The following is a 20043-nucleotide window of genomic DNA, read 5'->3' on the forward strand; positions in this document are numbered from 1 at the left end:
GTGAGATAGTGAGAGATAACAAAGCGGCATTTGCCGCTTTTCTGATTTGATGACTGCCCGATAGACGCATCACTGAAATCTATCGGGCAAGTAATTACTCGCTTTTGGCCCAATAACGGCGCTTAGCCGCCTGCAATTTAGCATAAGCACCCAGCAATGCCTGATGTGCCGGCAGGGCTTTGAGATCGGCATCAACACTGAATAAGCCGTTAAAACGCTCTTCAGCGGCAATGGCGGCAGACGCGGCATCTACCGCTTCTTGGCCATACATTTTCACAAACGCGCCATAATACTGTGCGGCATCACGCTCTGGCTCCTGAGTCAGCAACAGCAGGGTTTGCAGGCAACGGTAATAGTTTGCTTGTTTCGCAGTGAAAACCGATGAGTTGAAATCTTGTGTCCACTCAACCCAAATCAGCGCCTGCTCCAAATCACCACCTGCCAATGCCAGCATGGATTTCAGCTCACCCACGCGCAAGGTATACCAGCCGTTATCCTTGCCCGAGGCGATCCCGAGCAGCTCGCGTACCCGGGCAAAATCGTCCAGCCCGTCGTCATCCAATTTCTGAATGAGTTCTAAATACTGTTCTGGTTGCCAATCACTGTCTGGCAGGGCCAGTAGGGTGTCACGCAGATGCACGCCCATGGTGTTATTGGCCATCAGCAAATCTTCTGCCGGGTAAATATCGGACATCCCTGGCACCAGAATGCGGCAAGCATACACGCCAAGATGTTCATAATCAGCGATATACACTTCGGCATCTTCCTGTTTGAAGATGGCCATCAAGGTGGCGAACTCTGCTTCAGTGGTGCCTTTAAAACTCCAATCTACAAATGGATAGTCGGCATCTTCTTTAAACATATCCCAGCTGATTAAGCCGCTTGAATCGATAAAGTGGGTTTCCAGATTGGTATGCTCAGCCACTTCTTCATCATCAAAGGTGGGCGCAGTAAACACATCTAAATCTTTGAGGCTACGGCCTTGCAATAACTCGGTCACGGTACGCTCAAGGGCGACACCAAAGTCTGGATGTGCACCAAACGAGGCAAAACAGGTGCCATTTGAGGGGTTAAACAGCACCACACAGATGACCGGATAAGCGCCACCCAAAGAAGCATCGTAAGAGAGAATTGGGAAACCTTCTTCCTCCAGTTTGGCGATAGCTTCCACCACCCCCGGATAGCGATTTAACACCTCCGCAGGGATTTCCGGCAAGCTGATGGACTCGGCAATAATGCGATTTTTCACCGAACGTTCAAACACTTCAGACAATGCTTGCACGCGGGCTTCGTTAGCGGTGTTCCCGGCAGACATGCCGTTTGAAACATACAGATTGCCGATAATATTCATTGGAATATAGACGGTTTCTAAATCTGACTGGCGGGTGAAAGGCAATGAGCAGATACCCCGCGTGGCATTACCTGACTGTAAATCCACCAGATCACTGGCCAGCAACTCTTGCTCTGGATCGTAAAACGCCAACAGACGCTGATCCAAAATCCCCTCTGGCAGTAAGTCATCTTCAGGGATAGGGAACCATTTTTCATTCGGATAATGAACGAAATCACCCTCCGCAATCGCTTTACCCAGATAAAAATCGGCGAAGAAATAGTTAGTGGACAAACGCTCGAAATATTCACCCAAGGCCGAGGCCAGTGCCGCTTTCTTGCTGGCACCTTTACCGTTGGTAAAGCACAGCGGGCAGTCACGGTCGCGGATATGTACCGACCAAACGTGAGGAACTGGGTTCAGCCAAGAGGCTTCTTCAATATTAAAACCGAGGTCGCTCAGTTTTTGCTGAAAACGGGAGATGGAGTCTTCCAGCGCGGCGTCTTTGCCGGGAATAAAGGTTTGGGTCATGGTCTTCACTTTTTGGCGGTACTAAAAACGCGCAATCATACGGGTTTTTAGTTAATAGCTCCATGTATTCCTAAAGCACAGTAAATGTCACAGTTTTGATGTGGATATTCCGGATAATTCACTAGCTTATAAATAATGGAGTCATAATATGAAATCTATAAAGCTAACTGTCTTAGCCGGAATCTTAGCAGGGATCAGCGGTTCGGCCTTTGCTCTGCCCAATATTACTTTATTGGCCACCGGGGGAACTATCGCCGGTGGCGGCGATTCAGCCACTAAATCTAACTATACTGCCGGTAAACTGGGGGTTGATACCCTGGTCAATGCGGTGCCGGAAATGAAAAAACTCGCGAATATCCAAGGTGAGCAAGTTGTGAACATTGGTTCTCAGGATATGAATGACGAAGTGTGGCTGAAGTTGGCCAAAAAAATTAATGCGGATTGTGGCAAAACCGACGGATTCGTCATTACCCATGGGACGGATACCTTGGAGGAAACCGCTTATTTTATCGACTTAACCGTCAATTGTGACAAACCCGTGGTGATGGTTGGGGCAATGCGCCCAGCCACGGCACTGGGTGCGGATGGCCCGCTGAATCTTTATAACGCCGTGGTGGTCGCCAGTGACGCCAACTCAGCTAAGCGCGGGGTGCTGGTCGCGATGAATGATCAGATACTGGCTGGCCGCGATGTGATGAAAACCAATACCACCTCGGTGCAAACTTTCCAGTCATCCAATACGGGCCCACTGGGTTATATCTATGATGGCAAAGTGAATTATCTGCACCAGCCTGCACCACAGCCGCCAGCATTTGATATCAGTAAACTGAATGAGTTACCGAAAGTTGGCATTATTTATAACTATGCTAATGCATCTGATCTACCCGCTAAGGCATTGATTGCGGATGGCTATAAAGGGATTGTCAGTGCCGGTGTTGGCAATGGTAATCTTTATCACTCAGTGTTCGATACGCTGGCTACAGCTGCTCATAATGGTGTCGCCGTGGTGCGCTCATCCCGTGTACCCACTGGCTCTACCACCGAAGATGCGGAAGTTGATGATAGCAAATATGGCTTTGTTGCTTCTGGCGCACTCAATCCACAAAAAGCACGGGTATTGCTGCAATTAGCATTAACCCAAACCCAGAAGCCACAAGAAATTCAAAAATTATTCCACACGTATTGATATAGCCAATCTATGACGGAGGTTTCGGCCTCCGTATCTCTAGTCTGATCCCTCATACCGATTGAAGAGTTTCTCTGTTGTTCGCGAATAACCGTTGCAGCAGGCGGACTCGAATGATAAAACCGAGTGATGGGTTATAACGATGGCAATCTCAGTAGAGTGTGGTGAGGGGAAATGACACAGGTTTATAATTTTAGTGCAGGGCCTGCAATGCTGCCGGTTGAAGTTTTACGTCGTGCAGAACAGGAATTACGTAACTGGCATGGTCTGGGTACGTCAGTCATGGAAATCAGTCACCGCAGCAAAGAATTTATGCAGGTGGCTGAAGAGGCAGAGAAAGATCTGCGTGATTTGATGCAGATACCCGCCAATTATAATGTGTTATTTTGCCATGGTGGTGCGCGCGCGCAGTTTGCGGCAGTTCCACTGAACTTGCTCGGCGACTGTAACAGTGCTGATTACATTGATGGTGGTTATTGGGCGCACAGTGCGGTCACCGAAGCCAAGAAGTATTGCACGCCGAATGTGATTGATGTGACGACTCACGATAACGGCGTGACAGGCATTCAACCGATGAAACAATGGAAGTTGAGTGATAATGCCGCCTATATCCATTATTGCCCGAATGAAACCATCGACGGGCTTGCTATCAATGAAGCACCTGATTTTGGTAACAAAGTGGTGGTTGCCGATTACTCCTCATCCATTCTTTCCCGCCCGATTGATGTTAGCCGCTACGGCGTTATTTATGCCGGAGCCCAGAAGAATATCGGCCCCGCCGGTCTGACCGTGGTCATCGTACGTGATGACTTACTCGGCAAGGCTCGCCCTGAACTGCCGTCAATTCTTGATTATAAGGTTCTGGCAGACAACGATTCTATGTTCAATACCCCACCCACTTTTGCTTGGTATCTGTCTGGCCTGGTATTTAAGTGGCTGAAAGAGCAGGGTGGTTTGGGCGAAATGGAAAAACGTAATCAGGCCAAAGCTGAATTACTGTATGGCGCAATTGACCGCACTGGCTTCTATCGCAATCAGATAGCAGCGGCCAATCGCTCTTGGATGAATGTGCCGTTCCAAATGTTAGACCCTGCGCTGGACAAGTTATTCTTAAGTGAAGCCGAAGCCCAAGGGTTGCAAGCTTTAAAAGGCCACCGAGTTGCCGGCGGGATGCGCGCTTCTATTTATAACGCCATGCCAATTGAAGGCGTTAAAGCATTAACCGATTTTATGGCTGACTTTGAACGTCGCCATGGTTGATCTGGTTGTGTGCCGATTCATCGTCATGATTTAAATCACTATTTATTTATAAGTGATAATAATTTATTAGTAACAACAGCCTCGCCCTGCGCGGGGCTGTTGCTCATAAAAGATTGGAGAGTGCTGTTCCCATGCTGGAATCCCTGACTTTACAACCCATTGCCCTGATTAATGGCACCGTTAACTTACCCGGCTCTAAAAGTGTTTCTAACCGGGCACTTCTTCTGGCAGCGCTGGCTGAGGGGACCACCCGGTTAGACAACTTATTAGACAGTGATGACATCCGTCATATGCTCAATGCCCTTGAGGCATTAGGGGTAAACATCCGTCTTTCTGCTGACAGTACCTGCTGTGAAGTTGATGGACTTGGCGGCCAACTGGTTGCCGGGCAGCCGCTGGAACTGTTCTTGGGTAATGCCGGCACCGCAATGCGCCCATTGGCGGCGGCACTGTGTTTGGGCAATAGTGATATTGTCTTGACGGGTGAACCGCGTATGAAAGAGCGGCCCATTGGTCACTTAGTGGATGCATTACGTCAGGGTGGCGCGCAGATTGATTATCTCGAGCAAGAAAACTACCCGCCATTGCGTCTGCGTGGTGGTTTCCGTGGTGGAAAACTGACCGTGGATGGCAGTGTTTCCAGCCAATTTCTGACGGCACTCTTGATGACTGCCCCGCTGGCTGAACAAGATACGGATATTCAGATTCAAGGGGAGTTGGTGTCCAAACCTTACATCGACATTACTCTGCATCTAATGAAAACTTTCGGTGTGGATGTTGAACATGAAAACTATCAGGTTTTCCACATTAAAGGCGGGCAGACCTATCACTCACCGGGGACATATCTGGTTGAGGGCGATGCATCATCAGCCTCTTATTTTCTCGCCGCCGCCGCTATTAAAGGCGGAACTGTGCGCGTGACCGGTATCGGCAAGAAAAGCGTGCAAGGTGATACCCAATTTGCTGATGTGCTGGAGAAAATGGGGGCTAAAGTGAGCTGGGGTGATGATTATATCGAGTGCAGCCGGGGGGAATTACACGGCATTGATATGGACATGAACCATATTCCAGATGCGGCGATGACCATTGCCACCACTGCATTATTTGCCGACGGCCCGACGGTTATACGTAATATCTATAATTGGCGAGTCAAAGAAACTGACCGGTTATCCGCGATGGCAACGGAATTGAGAAAAGTCGGTGCCGAAGTGGAAGAGGGGCAAGATTACATTCGCGTGGTACCTCCTGCACAGTTAATAGCTGCAGAAATAGGGACTTATAATGATCACCGCATGGCGATGTGTTTCTCTCTGGTGGCTTTATCTGATACGCCGGTGACTATCCTTGACCCTAAATGTACGGCTAAGACGTTCCCTGACTACTTCAAACAACTGGCTCGTTTGAGTCAAAGGGCTTAATCGTCAGCCAGGAATGGTGCCGCTTGGCACCCATAATTACGTTAGCAGGGGCGATGCTCCTGCTAACGTAAATTATTGGCGTCGATGACGATGCAAAAATAAATATTTTCCTTTCTATCTTTCCCATCTCTTCTACACTTCTGCTATCGCCTATGGTTTTATTTTCAGCAACTAAACCACCGCAGGGTAACAGTTCACCCCGATGCAGCGTATAATACTGCTCCTGTGTTTGCCCTGCCGGGTAGACAAGAGGTTTTGCCTACCGAAAGGAGAGATAAATGACGGCATCAGCCCCGGTGATAACCGTTGATGGACCAAGTGGTGCAGGTAAAGGGACGCTTTGCAAAGCATTGGCTGAATCGTTGGACTGGCGTTTGCTAGATTCCGGTGCGATATACCGTGTTTTAGCTTTGGCGGCGTTGCATCATCAGGTCGATATCAGCACCGAAGAGGCATTAGTTCCACTGGCTGCACATCTCGATGTTCGTTTTGTCTCACAAAATGGGCAGTTAAAAGTGATTTTAGAAGGTGAGGACGTCAGTAATGAGATCCGCACTGAAACTGTGGGGAACACGGCATCTCAAGCGGCGGCTTTTCCGCGTGTACGTGAAGCTTTACTGCGTCGTCAGCGAGCTTTCCGTGAACCTCCGGGCCTGATTGCTGATGGTCGCGACATGGGAACAGTGGTCTTTCCCGATGCACCGGTGAAAATATTTCTGGATGCAAGTTCGCAAGAACGCGCACACAGGCGCATGCTACAGTTGCAGGAAAAGGGGTTTAATGTTAACTTTGAACGTCTTTTGTCCGAGATACAGGAGCGAGATGATCGCGATCGTAATCGGGCTATTGCACCTTTAGTCCCCGCTGCAGATGCGTTGGTACTGGATTCAACCAGTATGTCCATCGAGCAGGTGATCGAACAGGCGCTGGCTTATGCCCAACGAATTCTTGCGTTGCCGTTAAAAAAATAACGACAATGCAGTCAGTTCTGAGCTCACAACGATTTATTTTTTAAATAAAATTATTGTTGATGAGCACTTTAACCTTGCTGCAAGGATGTGTGGCGAGGCATGTGAAACAACCCCATCCGGCGGGATGCTAGATGGACGTTAAACTTAAGAATCCTGAAGATTATTAACATGACAGAATCTTTTGCTCAACTCTTTGAAGAATCCCTGAAAACAATTGAAACACGTCCGGGCTCTATCGTCCGTGGTGTTGTTGTTTCTATCGATAAAGATATCGTACTGGTTGACGCCGGTCTGAAATCTGAGTCAGCAATTCCAGCAGAACAGTTCAAGAACGCGCAAGGCGAACTGGAAATTCAAGTTGGTGACGAAGTTGACGTTGCTCTGGACGCTGTTGAAGACGGCTTCGGTGAAACTCTGCTGTCCCGTGAGAAAGCTAAGCGTCACGAAGCATGGCTGATGCTGGAAAAAGCTTACGAAGAAGCTGCAACCGTTACTGGTGTGATCAACGGCAAAGTGAAGGGCGGCTTTACAGTCGAACTGAACGGCATCCGTGCGTTCTTGCCTGGTTCACTGGTTGATGTGCGTCCAGTTCGCGATACTCTGCATCTGGAAGGCAAAGAGCTTGAGTTCAAAGTCATCAAGCTGGATCAGAAACGCAATAACGTGGTTGTTTCTCGTCGTGCCGTTATCGAATCCGAGAACAGCGCTGAGCGTGATCAATTGCTGGAAAACCTGCAAGAAGGCATGGAAGTTAAGGGTATCGTTAAGAACCTGACTGACTACGGTGCATTCGTTGATCTGGGTGGCGTTGATGGCTTGCTGCACATTACTGACATGGCTTGGAAACGTGTTAAACACCCAAGCGAAATCGTCAATGTGGGCGACGAAATCACTGTTAAAGTTCTGAAATTCGACCGCGAACGTACTCGTGTATCCCTTGGCTTGAAACAGCTGGGCGAAGATCCATGGGTTGCTATCGCTAAACGTTACCCAGAAGGCACCAAGCTGACTGGCCGTGTAACTAACCTGACTGATTACGGCTGCTTCGTAGAAATCGAAGAAGGCGTTGAAGGTCTGGTACACGTTTCAGAAATGGATTGGACCAACAAAAACATTCACCCGTCTAAAGTTGTTAACGTTGGCGACGTAGTGGAAGTTATGGTTCTGGACATCGATGAAGAACGTCGTCGTATTTCTCTGGGCCTGAAACAGTGCAAATCTAACCCATGGCAGCTGTTTGCAGAAACCCACAACAAAAACGACCGCGTTGAAGGTAAAATCAAGTCTATCACTGACTTCGGTATCTTCATCGGCCTGGACGGCGGCATCGACGGCCTGGTTCACCTGTCTGACATCTCCTGGAACGTTGCAGGCGAAGAAGCAGTTCGTGAATACAAGAAAGGCGACGAAATCGCAGCTGTGGTTCTGCAAGTTGACGCAGAACGTGAGCGTATCTCCTTGGGCGTGAAACAACTGGCAGAAGATCCGTTCAATAACTACCTGTCTGTTAACAAGAAAGGTGCTATTGTTACTGGTAAAGTCACTGCAGTTGACGCTAAAGGTGCTACAGTTGAATTGGCAGGCGGCGTAGAAGGTTATCTGCGTGCTTCCGAAGCAACTCGCGACCGCGTTGAAGATGCAACGCTGGTTCTGAACGTGGGTGATGAAGTTGAAGCCAAATATACTGGCGTTGACCGCAAAAACCGCGTAATCAGCCTGTCTGTTCGTGCGAAAGACGAAGCTGATGAGAAAGACGCTATTGCTACAGTGAACAACAAGCCAGAAGAAGGCAACTTCTCTAGTGCAATGGCAGAAGCGTTCAAAGCTGCAAAAGGCGAGTAATAATAACGGGGGCGGTTTTCCCCGCCCCTATACGGTAGTTTAGCTGCAAAGCTTGGAGGTAATATGACCAAGTCTGAACTTATTGAAAGACTTGCTGGCCAGCAATCTCACGTACCGGCTAAGGTTGTTGAGGATGCAGTGAAAGAAATGCTTGAACATATGGCTGGAACACTGGCTGAAGGTGAGCGCATTGAGATCCGCGGATTTGGCAGTTTTTCTCTTCACTACCGTGCCCCGCGTGTTGGTCGTAATCCAAAAACTGGTGCTAAAGTTGAGTTGGAAGGTAAGTACGTTCCACACTTTAAGCCAGGTAAAGAATTGCGAGATCGCGCTAATATCTACGGTTAAGTTGTCTACAACTAATCGCGTTATTATGTAAAGCTGATACGAAACGGTGCCTTTAATGGCACCGTTTTTATTTATTTTATCTCTCTATGGCTTAACTACCTACTGGTAGAGAACACCTTCCTTATAATTTCCTGCTTATTTAAGATGCATCCCGCATTTCTTTTGCTGACGTTGCAACAAGATAAAACTGTTCGCGAGCCAACTCTGAACTCCTACTATTGATACTGGCTCTATAACTCATCTGCATAGAAAATCAGCTTATTACTATGAGATGAGCGGATGGCAATGAGGCTATCTGAGAGTCATAAAATGGACGGTTGTTTATCACTTTATCAATTGATCATGTTGCGCTTGCCATCATTGCTGGCCTTTTGCCCCTTATTTGGCTACCTCAACTGCCTGGTGTTGAGCTTATTGGTGCGCTACTGCTATTGGGAGGGTTGCTATGGACTAGCGGCAATACCTATTGCCAGTGCCTTACATTGGCTTTGATGAGTTTTGTGTGGGGCTGTTGGCACGGGGATAAGATATTAGCGCAGGTTGAGCAACTGACTCAGAGAGAGCAACAAGTTATCGCCACAATAAGTACCCCACATCTGGCATGGGTAGAGGGCAATAAAGTTCTATTGGAAATCCAACAGGTAAATGGGAAGAGGATATTTCCTGCGATTAAGGTCACTGTCAAGTGGCGTGAGGGGCTTGGCCACTGTTCCGGGCAGCAGTGGAAGCTTTGGCTACGCATGCGGGGCGTACATAGCTTGCTCAATGAAGGTGGTTTTGACAGCCAGCGTTGGGCGGTGGCCAATCGGCGTCCTCTGCAAGGGCGAGTTATTCAGGCTGAATTACTTGATGCACGCTGTAATGCTCGCCAGCAAATAATTCGTGTTATTGAGCAGCAACTCGAACCCTATAAACAGCGGCAGATATTGCTGGCACTGGCTTTTGGTGAAAGGAGTCAACTGAACCCCCAAGATTGGGCAGTGCTGCGCGATACTGCTACGGCTCACCTAATGGCAATTTCGGGCTTACATATTGCCATGGCGGCATTATTTGGTGGAGTACTGGCACGAGGGGCGCAACTGTTACTTCCAGTTAATAGAGTGGGGCCACTGTTTCCGCTATTAACCGGTTGGTGTGTGGCGGTGATTTATGTTTGGCTAGCAGGTGCGAACCCGCCGGCACTGAGAGCTGCTATTGCATTAACCTTGTGGTTATTACTTAGGATATTTAGTGTTTCGTGTAGTGCATGGCAAGTGTGGTTATGGGCACTCGCGCTAATATTACTGAGTGATCCCCTTGCGATACTTTCGGACAGTTTCTGGCTCTCTTGCCTGGCGATATTTAGCTTAATGTGCTGGTTTTATTGGGTTCCGCTTCCCTCGCGTTTTAAAACGGGCTGGCGCGGAGGCGCTATTCGGGGGCTTCATTTACAATTAGGCATGATGTTACTGTTAATGCCGCTGCAAATAGGTTTGTTTCATGGCATCAGTTTATTTTCAATACCTGCAAACCTATGGGCTGTACCTTTTGTTTCGCTGATAACTGTTCCTTGCGTATTGCTAGCGCTGGTTTTTGCTTTATTTCCAGCCATCTCCAGCCTGTTCTGGTCTTTCGCTGATATGTCGCTGGCAGCAGTACTTTTCCCCCTAAGGCTGATGAATATAGGGTGGTTTAATACTGGCACGGCATTCGTCGCTATAGGGTTCGCTGGTTGGCTGGCAATGCTTATCTGGCGTTTTGAGTGGTGGCGCAATTATTCTATCGGCGTCATAGTGCTTTGTGTGAATTTAGTATTATTGACTCAGCGTCGTGATGAGTATCAATGGCGTGTTGATATGTTGGATGTTGGCCATGGCTTGGCGGTGGTCATTGAACGAGAGGGGAAAGCCATTATCTTTGATACAGGTAACCGCTGGGAGAGGGGAAGCATGGCCTCGATAGCGATTCTGCCTTATTTGCGCTGGCGGGGTATCACTGTTGAACACATTATTCTCAGCCATGACCACCAGGACCATAGCGGCGGTTTATCTGAGATTAAGGCTGCATTTCCTATGGCAACGGTTCGCGCTCCCTTCCCCTTAAAAGATGGGGCTAATACTTTCCCTTGTAAACAAGGATTATCATGGCAGTGGCAAGGTTTAAATTTCAACGTGTTATGGCCACGCAAGCACATTGTGAATGCGCAGAATGATGATTCATGTGTTATTCGTGTTGATGATGGCAAATACAGCTTATTACTGACCGGTGACATCGAAATGCGAAGTGAAAGAGGGTTAATTAAAGATTATGGCGCTAAATTAGCCTCAACTGTATTGCAGGTGCCTCATCATGGGAGCAATACATCTTCAATCCCGCCGTTTCTACGTGCCGTAAAACCCGAGTTGGCTTTTGCTTCTGCTGCACGCTATAACCAATGGCATCATCCGGCGAAAAAAGTGACTCAACGCTACCAAAAAAATAACATTATCTGGCGTGATACTTCGGTGTCTGGGCAGTTAAGTGTTTATTTTTACAGCGATGATTGGCAAATTAAGGGTTATAGAGAACAATTAATGCCCCGTTGGTATCACCAGCAATTTGGCGTTGGAGGCCATAATGAGTAGAATGGGCCGCTATTTCTTCTGGTGCTGGTATTTGCATGATGAATGATAAAGATCTATCCACTTGGCAGACGTTCCGTCGCCTCTGGCCATTGATCTCTCCTTATAAGACCGGTCTTGTTGTTGCGGCGATAGCATTAATTCTTAATGCTGCCAGTGACACTTTTATGTTGTCGTTGCTCAAACCCTTGCTAGACGATGGTTTTGGTAAGGCTAACAGCTCAATTTTAAAATGGATGCCCCTGGCCGTTATTGGTCTAATGGTGGTTCGTGGCGTGACTGGCTTTATTTCTAGCTATTGCATCTCATGGGTCTCAGGCAAAGTGGTGATGCATATTCGCCGCCGCTTATTCAGCCATATGATGGGGATGCCGGTTTCATTTTTTGACCAGCAATCAACCGGTACTCTGTTGTCGCGCATCACTTATGATTCCGAGCAAGTCGCGGCTTCATCTTCTGGCGCATTGGTCACAGTCGTGCGGGAAGGGGCCTCTATTATCGGCCTATTTATCATGATGTTTTATTACAGTTGGCAACTGTCGCTGATTTTAATCGTCATCGCGCCGATTGTTTCCGTTTCTATCCGATTGGTATCTAAGCGTTTTCGTAATATCAGTAAAAACATGCAAAGCACCATGGGGGAAGTGACCACCAGTGCAGAGCAAATGCTGAAAGGGCATAAAGAAGTCTTGATTTTCGGTGGACAAAAAGTAGAAACCGAGCGCTTCGAGGCGGTCAGTAATCGCATGCGCCAGCAAGGGATGAAACTGGTTTCTGCATCTTCCATTTCAGACCCTATCATTCAGTTGATTGCCTCCTTTGCTTTGGCATTTGTACTGTATGCAGCCAGTTTTCCCAGTGTGATGGAAACCCTGACCGCCGGTACTATTACCGTGGTGTTCTCCGCCATGATTGCTCTGATGCGCCCGCTGAAATCATTGACCAATGTGAATGCCCAGTTCCAGCGCGGTATGGCAGCTTGCCAGACCTTGTTCACCATTCTGGATATGGAACAGGAAAAGGACGAGGGCAAACGGGAAGTTGAACGGGCTAAAGGTGAGATAGAATTTCGCCATGTGACATTCTATTATCCGGGCAAAGATATTCCGGCACTGAATGACATCAACATGCATATTGAAGCGGGTAAAACTGTCGCATTAGTCGGGCGTTCTGGCTCGGGTAAGTCGACAATCGCTAATTTATTGACTCGTTTTTATGATGTCAGTGAGGGCAGTATCCTGTTGGATGGCCATGACTTGCGTGAGTACCGATTGGGTGCATTACGCAATCAGGTGGCGTTGGTATCGCAAAATGTTCATTTATTCAATGATACGGTTGCGAATAACATTGCTTATGCCCGTGATGAGCACTATAGCCGCGCTGAAATTGAAGAGGCTGCCCGCATGGCCTATGCCATGGACTTTATCAATAAAATGGAAAATGGCCTCGATACGGTTATTGGTGAAAACGGCGTGATGCTCTCCGGCGGCCAGCGCCAGCGTATTGCCATCGCGCGTGCGCTCCTGCGAGATTGCCCAATATTGATTCTGGATGAAGCCACTTCTGCCTTGGATACTGAATCTGAGCGAGCCATCCAAGCCGCATTAGACGAATTACAGAAGAATCGGACTTCACTGGTCATTGCCCATCGGTTATCAACCATTGAAAAAGCAGATGAAATTCTGGTTATTGAAGATGGTCGTATTGTTGAACGTGGTATGCACGCCGAATTGTTGGCGAAAAAGGGGGCTTATGCCCAACTTAACCGCATGCAGTTTGGCCAATGATTGAGCGCATCTGGTCTGGGAAGTCTTGGCTGTATTTGCTGCTGCTGCCGTTATCTTGGCTGTATGGGGCGATGACTTGGCTTATCCGTATCAGTTACTCTCTGGGGCTGCGTCCGACATGGCGCTCCCCAGTGCCGGTTATTATCGTGGGCAACTTGACTGCGGGTGGTAATGGCAAAACGCCCGTTGTTATTTGGTTAGTGGAACAACTGAAACTACGCGGGCACCGTGTTGGGGTTGTGTCCCGTGGTTATGGTGGCAAGTCAGATGTGTATCCGCTATTGCTCTCGAGGGAGACCTCCACGGCCCAGGCTGGTGATGAGCCGGTTTTGATTTATCAACGGACTGGCGCTCCAGTTGCGGTTTCACCAAAACGTTCAGAGGCGGTCAAAGCATTACTGAAATCTAATGAACTGGATTTCATTATCACTGATGATGGCTTACAGCATTACGCACTGCAGCGAGATTTTGAGCTGGTTGTGATTGATGGTGTGCGCCGCTTCGGCAATGGCTGGTGGTTACCCGCAGGCCCGATGCGCGAACGGGCCGGGCGACTGCGCTCAGTCGATGCGGTGATAACTAATGGTGGTATCGCCGCCACTGGCGAGATACCGATGCAATTGGTGGCGCGTGATGCCATCAATTTGGTGACCGGTGCGCGTTGTCCAGCACAACAACTGCAACATGTGGTTGCCATGGCAGGTATCGGTCATCCCCCGCGTTTTTTTGCCACACTGAACCTCCTCGGCGTTGAACCCACAAAAGAATATGCTTTCGCAGACCATCAGGATTACTCATTGTCGCAACTTAGCCCACTGACTTGCGGGCCACAAATTTTGCTGATGACAGAAAAAGATGCTGTTAAGTGCCGGGGTTTTGCTCAGCCCAATTGGTGGTATCTGCCGGTAGATGCGCAGTTACCGCCTGATCAGGCTGAACAATTGCTGTTTAAAATTCAGGCATTAGCCCGCCGTTCTGCGTAATCTCCATTAGAGACTCAGGGGGGCCAGCTTCAGAGCCAGCGCGCACGCAGTGAGCGAGCGTTGCTGGGTGTCTTCGTACAGTTGCAGTTCATCAATAACATCTCTTCCCAAGTCTCGCTGAAAATCCTGTTTACTGGAGTGGCCGGCAAAGTGACTTTGCCCTTTATCACCTAAGTTTGACTGGAAAATACCGGCGGCGCTAACCGGTAGGAAGTCTTCATAAACCAAAGGTTCGAATTGGATGAGTCCGGCCTCAATGAGCTCATCTAACGTTAAATTTAGCCTTGATGCCGCAGGCTCCTTAAGACTCTTTTCCGTCGGGAAATAGCGAAAGTAGGCCAGTTTTTCTGTGCGCATTGTCGGATAGTCGTCGGGAAACTGGCGAAAGTGTTCGTGCAGCATCGCCATATATTGCGCTGCATTTTTCTCATTCGCAGGAACCTGTAATTGATCTTGAGCGGCTTGTAACAAGCGGTCATAAAGATTGCGACCTTTGGCCGTCAATGCTGCGCCGCGCTGTTCTATTTCGCCAAAACGGGCGGTGTGCTGGCCTGGCACAAAATGCCCATCAGAGGAGACAAAAGCAACTTTCTCTTCCAGTGCTTTGAAGCTGGTTTGGCGCAACAGTATTGGACAATGACGTGGTGGCGGCCCTTCGATAACGGCTTTGGGAGTGATATTGTGCTTTGGCATGGCAGCTTGTACCGCATCTATATTTAGTGTCCGTGGGGTTAAGTGGTTAATGTGCGGCCCCTTAAAAGCAACAACATCAGCAATTAATCGATGTTGATCATGCAGTTGTTGATAAACCTCAGCACTGACAGTCGCCTGGTTATGCCAGCGAAATATTTCTAGTGATTGAGTAATGAACTCATTAGTTTCATGGCCAGTCAGCCCCCCGGCTATTTCATGCTTAGCAATTAATTCGATAACGCGCGGAGTGAAAATGTTCCTTTTGGCAAGGATATCAGCCGCCTGTTGCCGAAGTTCTGGCTGTTCAATCAAATCCAAACGCAGTAAGGATGTAAAAATTCTAAATGGACAGGTTTGTAGTGAGGCTTCATGCACTGCGCGAAATGCAGTCGAATGAACCGGTACCCCTGCTGGGGCCAGGTCATAATACCCGACAGGAACCATGTCCATCACGGCAAACAAGCGGCATAAAGTGGCAAGTTCGGCGGCGGTTCCTACCCGGATGGCACCATGGCGCTCCATACTTAATCGTGTTATTTCCCCTGTTTGCTGCAAATGTTGGGTTAGTTCTGCGGATTGCTCTAGGGTTTGACAATTGGTTTCGGCAACCAATTGTAGTAAAGCACCATACAGTGGAACTTCGGCCTGATACATATCCGACATAGCACTGGAGAATCTGGCGCGAATCTCATCCGGATGAACAAAGGGCGGGTGGCTCATAATCAGGTTGCTCCGTTTGGCCTAGCAGGGCACAAAATTGCCGAATACTGGTGTACATGCTCAGTTTTTATTTTAGGTTGATATCGGTAAATTGCGGCGATCTCGCGGATAATATTGATTTTTTATGCGCGGCATCTCATTGATGCTGCTGTTTGTTGTCTATTCCCAGATAAAATAGTTGCATGGCGATATGTTTTATGAGTAAATAGCTGTCGGCCTGTATTACAGACCTATTTATGTGTAAGAGTGTGCGAGAGTAAAGCAAAGCAGTTCCTCCCAAGACGTTATCTTTAGATGCCGCTTCAAAGACGCACCTCCTAGTATCTCCGATGAGTAACTCCCATAAGTAATGTTGCTGTTGCAGACCCGCTATTCCGATAGTGTTGAGTGCCTTATGGCAGATTTATTTGTGTTTGTATTTGATAGTAAAGGTAAGAATTATGTCTAAGAAGACAGGTCAGGTTAAGTGGTTCAATGAAGCTAAAGGTTTTGGTTTTATTGAGCAACATGATGGCGGTAAAGATGTGTTTGTTCACTTCTCCGCAATCGCCACTGATGGCTTCAAAACTTTGGCTGAAGGCCAGCGTGTTGAGTACACCATCCAAGACAGCCCGCGCGGGCCGGCTGCTGCAAACGTTGTTGCTCTGTAATTTAGCAATATCATGTTTGAATTATCTTGGAAATTGATGATGCTGATGTGTTAATCATCTCTCCGGATAGCAAAATTCTAGAACCCGCACTTATGCGGGTTTTTTCATAAAATCAAGCTCATAGAGGTTTAATCAGAAAACTTTAGGATGGGCAACTGCATCTAAACAATAAATAAAAATGAGTTGTTAGGATGCCCAGTAAAAGGAAATTTATTATGACGTTAAAAATGGGTCGCGTGAAATGGTTCAATCAGTCTGAGGGCTACGGATTCATTTCACCACACGACGGTAGTTTGGATGTGTATGTCAGCAAGACAGCTATTGCCAACACCAAGAACAAATCACTGAGTGAAGGACAACACGTTGAATTCTCGACTTATCGTAGTATTCACGGGCCGTCAGCCGCTGATGTTATCGCTTTCTAAGCAAACGGCTACCCAAGGTAGCCGTTAGTTTTTTGCCTCTGTCCGACAGTTCTTCCTGTCGCCGGGCGATTTTGCAGGTGCTGCTATTTGTATTTTGCGGCTTAGTTGCTGAAGTTAGCAAACAGCGCAATAATTTTATGGAATACTTTCATTTCTTACTCGATAGTCATGATTGTGTGATGTAAGTCACAAATTCTACCCCTCACCATTCAACATTTCAATAACAAAACCAACATTTCCGCTTCTGGGTGTTGAGATTATTTACTTATATTGATGTTAGTTAACATAGCTGAGCGCTATTAATTGCTGATGCAGATGACGGCGTCGGCACAGTTAACCTGCATCGGCGGATATGCTATCCTCAACCACTTTCCTGCTGGCTAAACTCCATTCTGGAGGATGTATGGACCACCGTTTACTCGAAATTGTTGCTTGCCCGGTCTGCAACGGTAAGTTGTACTTCAATAAAGAAAATCTTGAATTGGTATGCAAAGCTGACAATCTGGCTTATCCAGTGCGCGATGGCATACCGGTATTGTTAGAAAATGAAGCCCGTCCACTGTCAATTGATGAGAAGCACGCATGAGTTTCATTGCTATAATTCCTGCCCGTTATGCTTCAACCCGCCTACCCGGTAAGCCACTGGCTGATATTGCGGGCAAACCTATGGTGGTGCATGTGATGGAGCGAGCGCTGGCGTCAGGTGCCTCTCGAGTGATTGTGGCAACAGACCATCCGCAAGTGGTGGAAGCGGTCGAAGCGGCGGGCGGTGAAGTGTGTTTAACCCGGGCAGATCATCAATCCGGCACCGAGAGATTAGCGGAAGTCATTGAGCGCTATGGTTTTGCTGATGATGATATCATCGTCAATGTGCAGGGTGATGAGCCACTGGTACCGCCGGTGATTATTCGTCAGGTAGCTGATAATCTGGCGGCATCCAGTGCAGGGATGGCAACATTAGCCGTACCGATTGAAAGCAGTGAAGAAGCTTTTAATCCGAATGCGGTAAAAGTGGTTATGGATGCACAAGGTTATGCATTGTATTTCTCGCGCGCAGCAATCCCGTGGGAGAGAGAACGTTTTGCACAGTCGAAAGAAACCATTGGTGACTGTTTCTTACGCCATATTGGTATTTATGCTTATCGCGCTGGGTTTGTGCGCCGCTATGTTAATTGGGCACCGAGTAAACTTGAGCAAATAGAGCTATTAGAGCAACTTCGCGTGCTGTGGTATGGCGAAAAAATCCACGTCGCAGTGGCAAAAGCTGTGCCGGCGGTTGGAGTGGATACTCAAGAAGATTTAGACCGCGTGCGGGCTATTATGCTAGGCCAGTAGCAAAATAGACAACTGAACTGCTGTTTACGCCAGGCTCCATTGGGTCTGGCGTTGCCATTTTTATGCTGCTGCCCTTGCGCTATTTTACTTTTATTGTGGCTGTTATTTGATCTGTATTCTGGAAATATCCAACCTGCCATTCCATTATGATGAATCAATTTCGTCAGATAACTGGACAGAGCCTTATGGAACAGCTGAAAGCTGAATTAAGTGTCGTGCTTGGGGAGTCTATTACCCGCCTTGAACGTATCAGCGAGCAGCCCTATGCCCACCTGTATGCCATGTATAACCAGCAGGGGCAGGCCATCCCATTGTTGGCAAAGAGTTATATCTGTCAGGGAATTGCACAGCAAGAGGCGTATAAACTGTCAATGTTGTCGCGTGAGGGCGATATCCGCTTGCCGACAGTGTACGGTTTAGTCATGACCCATCAGTCCCCTTATAAAGAAATTCTGCTGATGGAGCGCTTACGTGGCGTGTCGGTGGAAGCGCCGACCCGGACAGGTGACCGCTGGAATGCGCTGATGGATCAGATAGTTGAGGGCGTATTGGCTTGGCATCGAATTGATAGTCATGGTTGCGTCGGCAATGTTGACAGTACGCAGGAAAATGATTGGTTCAGTTGGTATCAACAGCGGGTTGAAGTGCTGTGGGCCACACTATCCAATATGAATTCACCCGCCATGACCTTGGCAGACCGCGCGGTACTTTATCGGGCTCGGGCATCCTTAAGTACACTTTTCGCCGGTTTTGACGACAGTTCGGTGCTGGTTCACGGTAATTTGACTTTGCGCAGTATGCTAAAAGATCCGCGCAGTGACCAGCTGCTGGCGATGCTCAACCCTGGCCCGATGTTATGGGCACCACGTGAGTATGATTTATTTCGCCTCAGTGAGGAGGGTATGCCGAGCCAGCTATTTTACCGCTATCTTAATAAAGCGCCGGTGTCGGAATCTTTTGTCGCCCGCCGCTGGCTCTATACTCTCTGGGAGTTGGTTGCCCGCTTTATTCACACCGGTAATTTAGACCGCGCATTATTTGATAGCGCGGCTCGGCAACTTCTCCCCTGGCTAAATTAATCTTCTTCGTTTTTTGGGCTGGTGAGTTTTTGCCACATCAAACCCAATGTTTCATACCAAGCTCGCTCAGAATGCCCTAAATAAGTTGCTGCTGGAATCGTGCGCTCCCAGCTGTGCAATGGGGTGGTAATAGCTAATTGATTGGCAGGGGCTGGAATAGGGTGTAACCCTTGAGCGGTAAAGAATTTTATTGCTCGCGGTAAATGGCTGGCTGAGGTCACCAATAAAAAAGGTTTATCACCCACTAAAGTCGCCACTGCGGCGGCTTCTTCCACGGTATCTTTCGGCTGCTCCAGCACAATAACATCTGCCGCCGGGACACCTAAACTTTCTGCTACTTGGGCTGCTGTCTTGGCACTGCTTTGGCTATTCGGGCCCGCGCCGCCAGTAAAGACCATTTTTGCATTAGGATGAATACGATACAGCCTGACGCCCTCGGTTACGCGTGGCAAACTATTTGCGAATAAATTCGCACTTGGCGCCCAATTCGGATTAAACGTGTAGCCGCCACCGAGCACAACAATGTAATCTACCGGGTCGTTTCCCTGATAAGTCGCATATTGTTTTTCCAACGGTAATAGCAGGCTGTCCGCGACAGGTTGCAAGCTAATAAGCAATAATACCAGCCAACTTACGGCAAAAAGTGTTTTGCCGCTTTTTTGCCAGCGGGTAAAGCATAATAAGATTAATGCCAGCCCCATTACGATAAGCAGCAAGGGCAGAGGCATTAATAAGCCGCCAACAAACTTTTTTAGGGTAAAAAGCATAAAAATAGGCACCTTTTGGCTGAAAAAACGGCATTTGGCGCTGATTACGGGCCAAGAGGATTTATTCTAAGTCAGGCTGTGCCAAAATAGCAGGTTGGGAGTCATTCTTTTTGCTGTA

Annotated in this window: 17 protein-coding genes; 14 read left to right on the forward strand and 3 right to left on the reverse strand. The window is 48.1% G+C overall.

Going from position 1 to position 20043, the window contains the following annotated elements:
• Positions 1-94 precede the first annotated feature (94 nt).
• Positions 95-1861 (reverse strand): 30S ribosomal protein S12 methylthiotransferase accessory factor YcaO, encoded by a 1767-nt coding sequence (gene ycaO, locus D5F51_RS06000; protein WP_025378791.1) that lies wholly within the window; start codon positions 1859-1861, stop codon positions 95-97.
• A 148-nt stretch (positions 1862-2009) separates the two neighbouring features.
• Between ycaO and ansB the strand changes: the two genes are divergently transcribed.
• The 9 genes from ansB (at position 2010) to lpxK (ending at position 14256) form a co-directional block, all read left to right on the forward strand.
• On the forward strand, positions 2010-3047 hold the full coding sequence (gene ansB / locus D5F51_RS06005; protein ID WP_129195883.1) for an L-asparaginase 2: 1038 nt from the start codon (positions 2010-2012) through the stop codon (positions 3045-3047).
• A gap of 174 nt (positions 3048-3221) precedes the next feature.
• Complete coding sequence (serC, locus tag D5F51_RS06010; RefSeq protein ID WP_025378789.1) at positions 3222-4307, forward strand: 3-phosphoserine/phosphohydroxythreonine transaminase; 1086 nt, start codon at positions 3222-3224, stop codon at positions 4305-4307.
• Between the two features lie 131 nt (positions 4308-4438).
• On the forward strand, positions 4439-5725 hold the full coding sequence (gene aroA, locus D5F51_RS06015) for a 3-phosphoshikimate 1-carboxyvinyltransferase (protein ID WP_129195884.1): 1287 nt from the start codon (positions 4439-4441) through the stop codon (positions 5723-5725).
• A 278-nt stretch (positions 5726-6003) separates the two neighbouring features.
• The gene (gene cmk, locus D5F51_RS06020) at positions 6004-6696 is read left to right on the forward strand and encodes a (d)CMP kinase (RefSeq protein WP_129195885.1); all 693 of its coding nucleotides are present in this window, start codon (positions 6004-6006) and stop codon (positions 6694-6696) included.
• A gap of 168 nt (positions 6697-6864) precedes the next feature.
• Complete coding sequence (gene rpsA, locus D5F51_RS06025) at positions 6865-8538, forward strand: 30S ribosomal protein S1 (protein WP_025378786.1); 1674 nt, start codon at positions 6865-6867, stop codon at positions 8536-8538.
• A gap of 63 nt (positions 8539-8601) precedes the next feature.
• Entirely contained in the window at positions 8602-8886 is a 285-nt protein-coding gene (gene ihfB, locus D5F51_RS06030) for an integration host factor subunit beta (protein ID WP_025378785.1), read from the forward strand.
• Between the two features lie 317 nt (positions 8887-9203).
• Positions 9204-11489, forward strand: a complete 2286-nt coding sequence (locus D5F51_RS06035) for a ComEC family protein (protein WP_129195886.1) — start codon at positions 9204-9206, stop codon at positions 11487-11489.
• Between the two features lie 35 nt (positions 11490-11524).
• On the forward strand, positions 11525-13273 hold the full coding sequence (msbA, locus tag D5F51_RS06040) for a lipid A ABC transporter ATP-binding protein/permease MsbA (protein ID WP_025378783.1): 1749 nt from the start codon (positions 11525-11527) through the stop codon (positions 13271-13273).
• Complete coding sequence (gene lpxK, locus D5F51_RS06045) at positions 13270-14256, forward strand: tetraacyldisaccharide 4'-kinase (RefSeq protein ID WP_129195887.1); 987 nt, start codon at positions 13270-13272, stop codon at positions 14254-14256. The genes msbA and lpxK overlap by 4 nt, the downstream gene beginning before the upstream one ends.
• 6 nt (positions 14257-14262) lie before the next feature.
• Here the strand turns inward: lpxK and hglS are convergent, their stop codons facing one another.
• The gene (gene hglS, locus D5F51_RS06050) at positions 14263-15669 is read right to left on the reverse strand and encodes a 2-oxoadipate dioxygenase/decarboxylase HglS (protein ID WP_129195888.1); all 1407 of its coding nucleotides are present in this window, start codon (positions 15667-15669) and stop codon (positions 14263-14265) included.
• A gap of 440 nt (positions 15670-16109) precedes the next feature.
• Here hglS and cspE point away from each other — a divergent pair, with 440 nt between their 5' ends.
• From cspE to D5F51_RS06075, 5 genes are all read left to right on the forward strand, one after another.
• On the forward strand, positions 16110-16319 hold the full coding sequence (gene cspE / locus D5F51_RS06055; protein ID WP_005159934.1) for a transcription antiterminator/RNA stability regulator CspE: 210 nt from the start codon (positions 16110-16112) through the stop codon (positions 16317-16319).
• 215 nt (positions 16320-16534) lie between these two features.
• Positions 16535-16744 carry a cold-shock protein gene (locus D5F51_RS06060; RefSeq protein WP_025378781.1) on the forward strand — a complete coding sequence of 70 codons (210 nt, stop codon included), beginning with the start codon at positions 16535-16537 and terminating at the stop codon, positions 16742-16744.
• A 403-nt stretch (positions 16745-17147) separates the two neighbouring features.
• Positions 17148-17330, forward strand: coding sequence for a Trm112 family protein (locus tag D5F51_RS06065; protein WP_004700032.1), 183 nt, complete (start codon positions 17148-17150; stop codon positions 17328-17330).
• On the forward strand, positions 17327-18079 hold the full coding sequence (gene kdsB, locus D5F51_RS06070) for a 3-deoxy-manno-octulosonate cytidylyltransferase (RefSeq protein ID WP_129195889.1): 753 nt from the start codon (positions 17327-17329) through the stop codon (positions 18077-18079). Before D5F51_RS06065 ends, kdsB begins: the two co-directional genes overlap by 4 nt.
• A gap of 185 nt (positions 18080-18264) precedes the next feature.
• The gene (locus D5F51_RS06075) at positions 18265-19158 is read left to right on the forward strand and encodes a YcbJ family phosphotransferase (protein WP_025378779.1); all 894 of its coding nucleotides are present in this window, start codon (positions 18265-18267) and stop codon (positions 19156-19158) included.
• Here the strand turns inward: D5F51_RS06075 and elyC are convergent.
• Positions 19155-19925, reverse strand: a complete 771-nt coding sequence (gene elyC, locus D5F51_RS06080; protein ID WP_129195890.1) for an envelope biogenesis factor ElyC — start codon at positions 19923-19925, stop codon at positions 19155-19157. The two genes, D5F51_RS06075 and elyC, sit on opposite strands and share 4 nt — an antisense overlap.
• Between the last annotated feature and the right edge of the window lie 118 nt (positions 19926-20043).

This window comes from Yersinia hibernica (assembly GCF_004124235.1).
GTDB classification, from domain to species: Bacteria; Pseudomonadota; Gammaproteobacteria; order Enterobacterales; family Enterobacteriaceae; genus Yersinia; species Yersinia hibernica.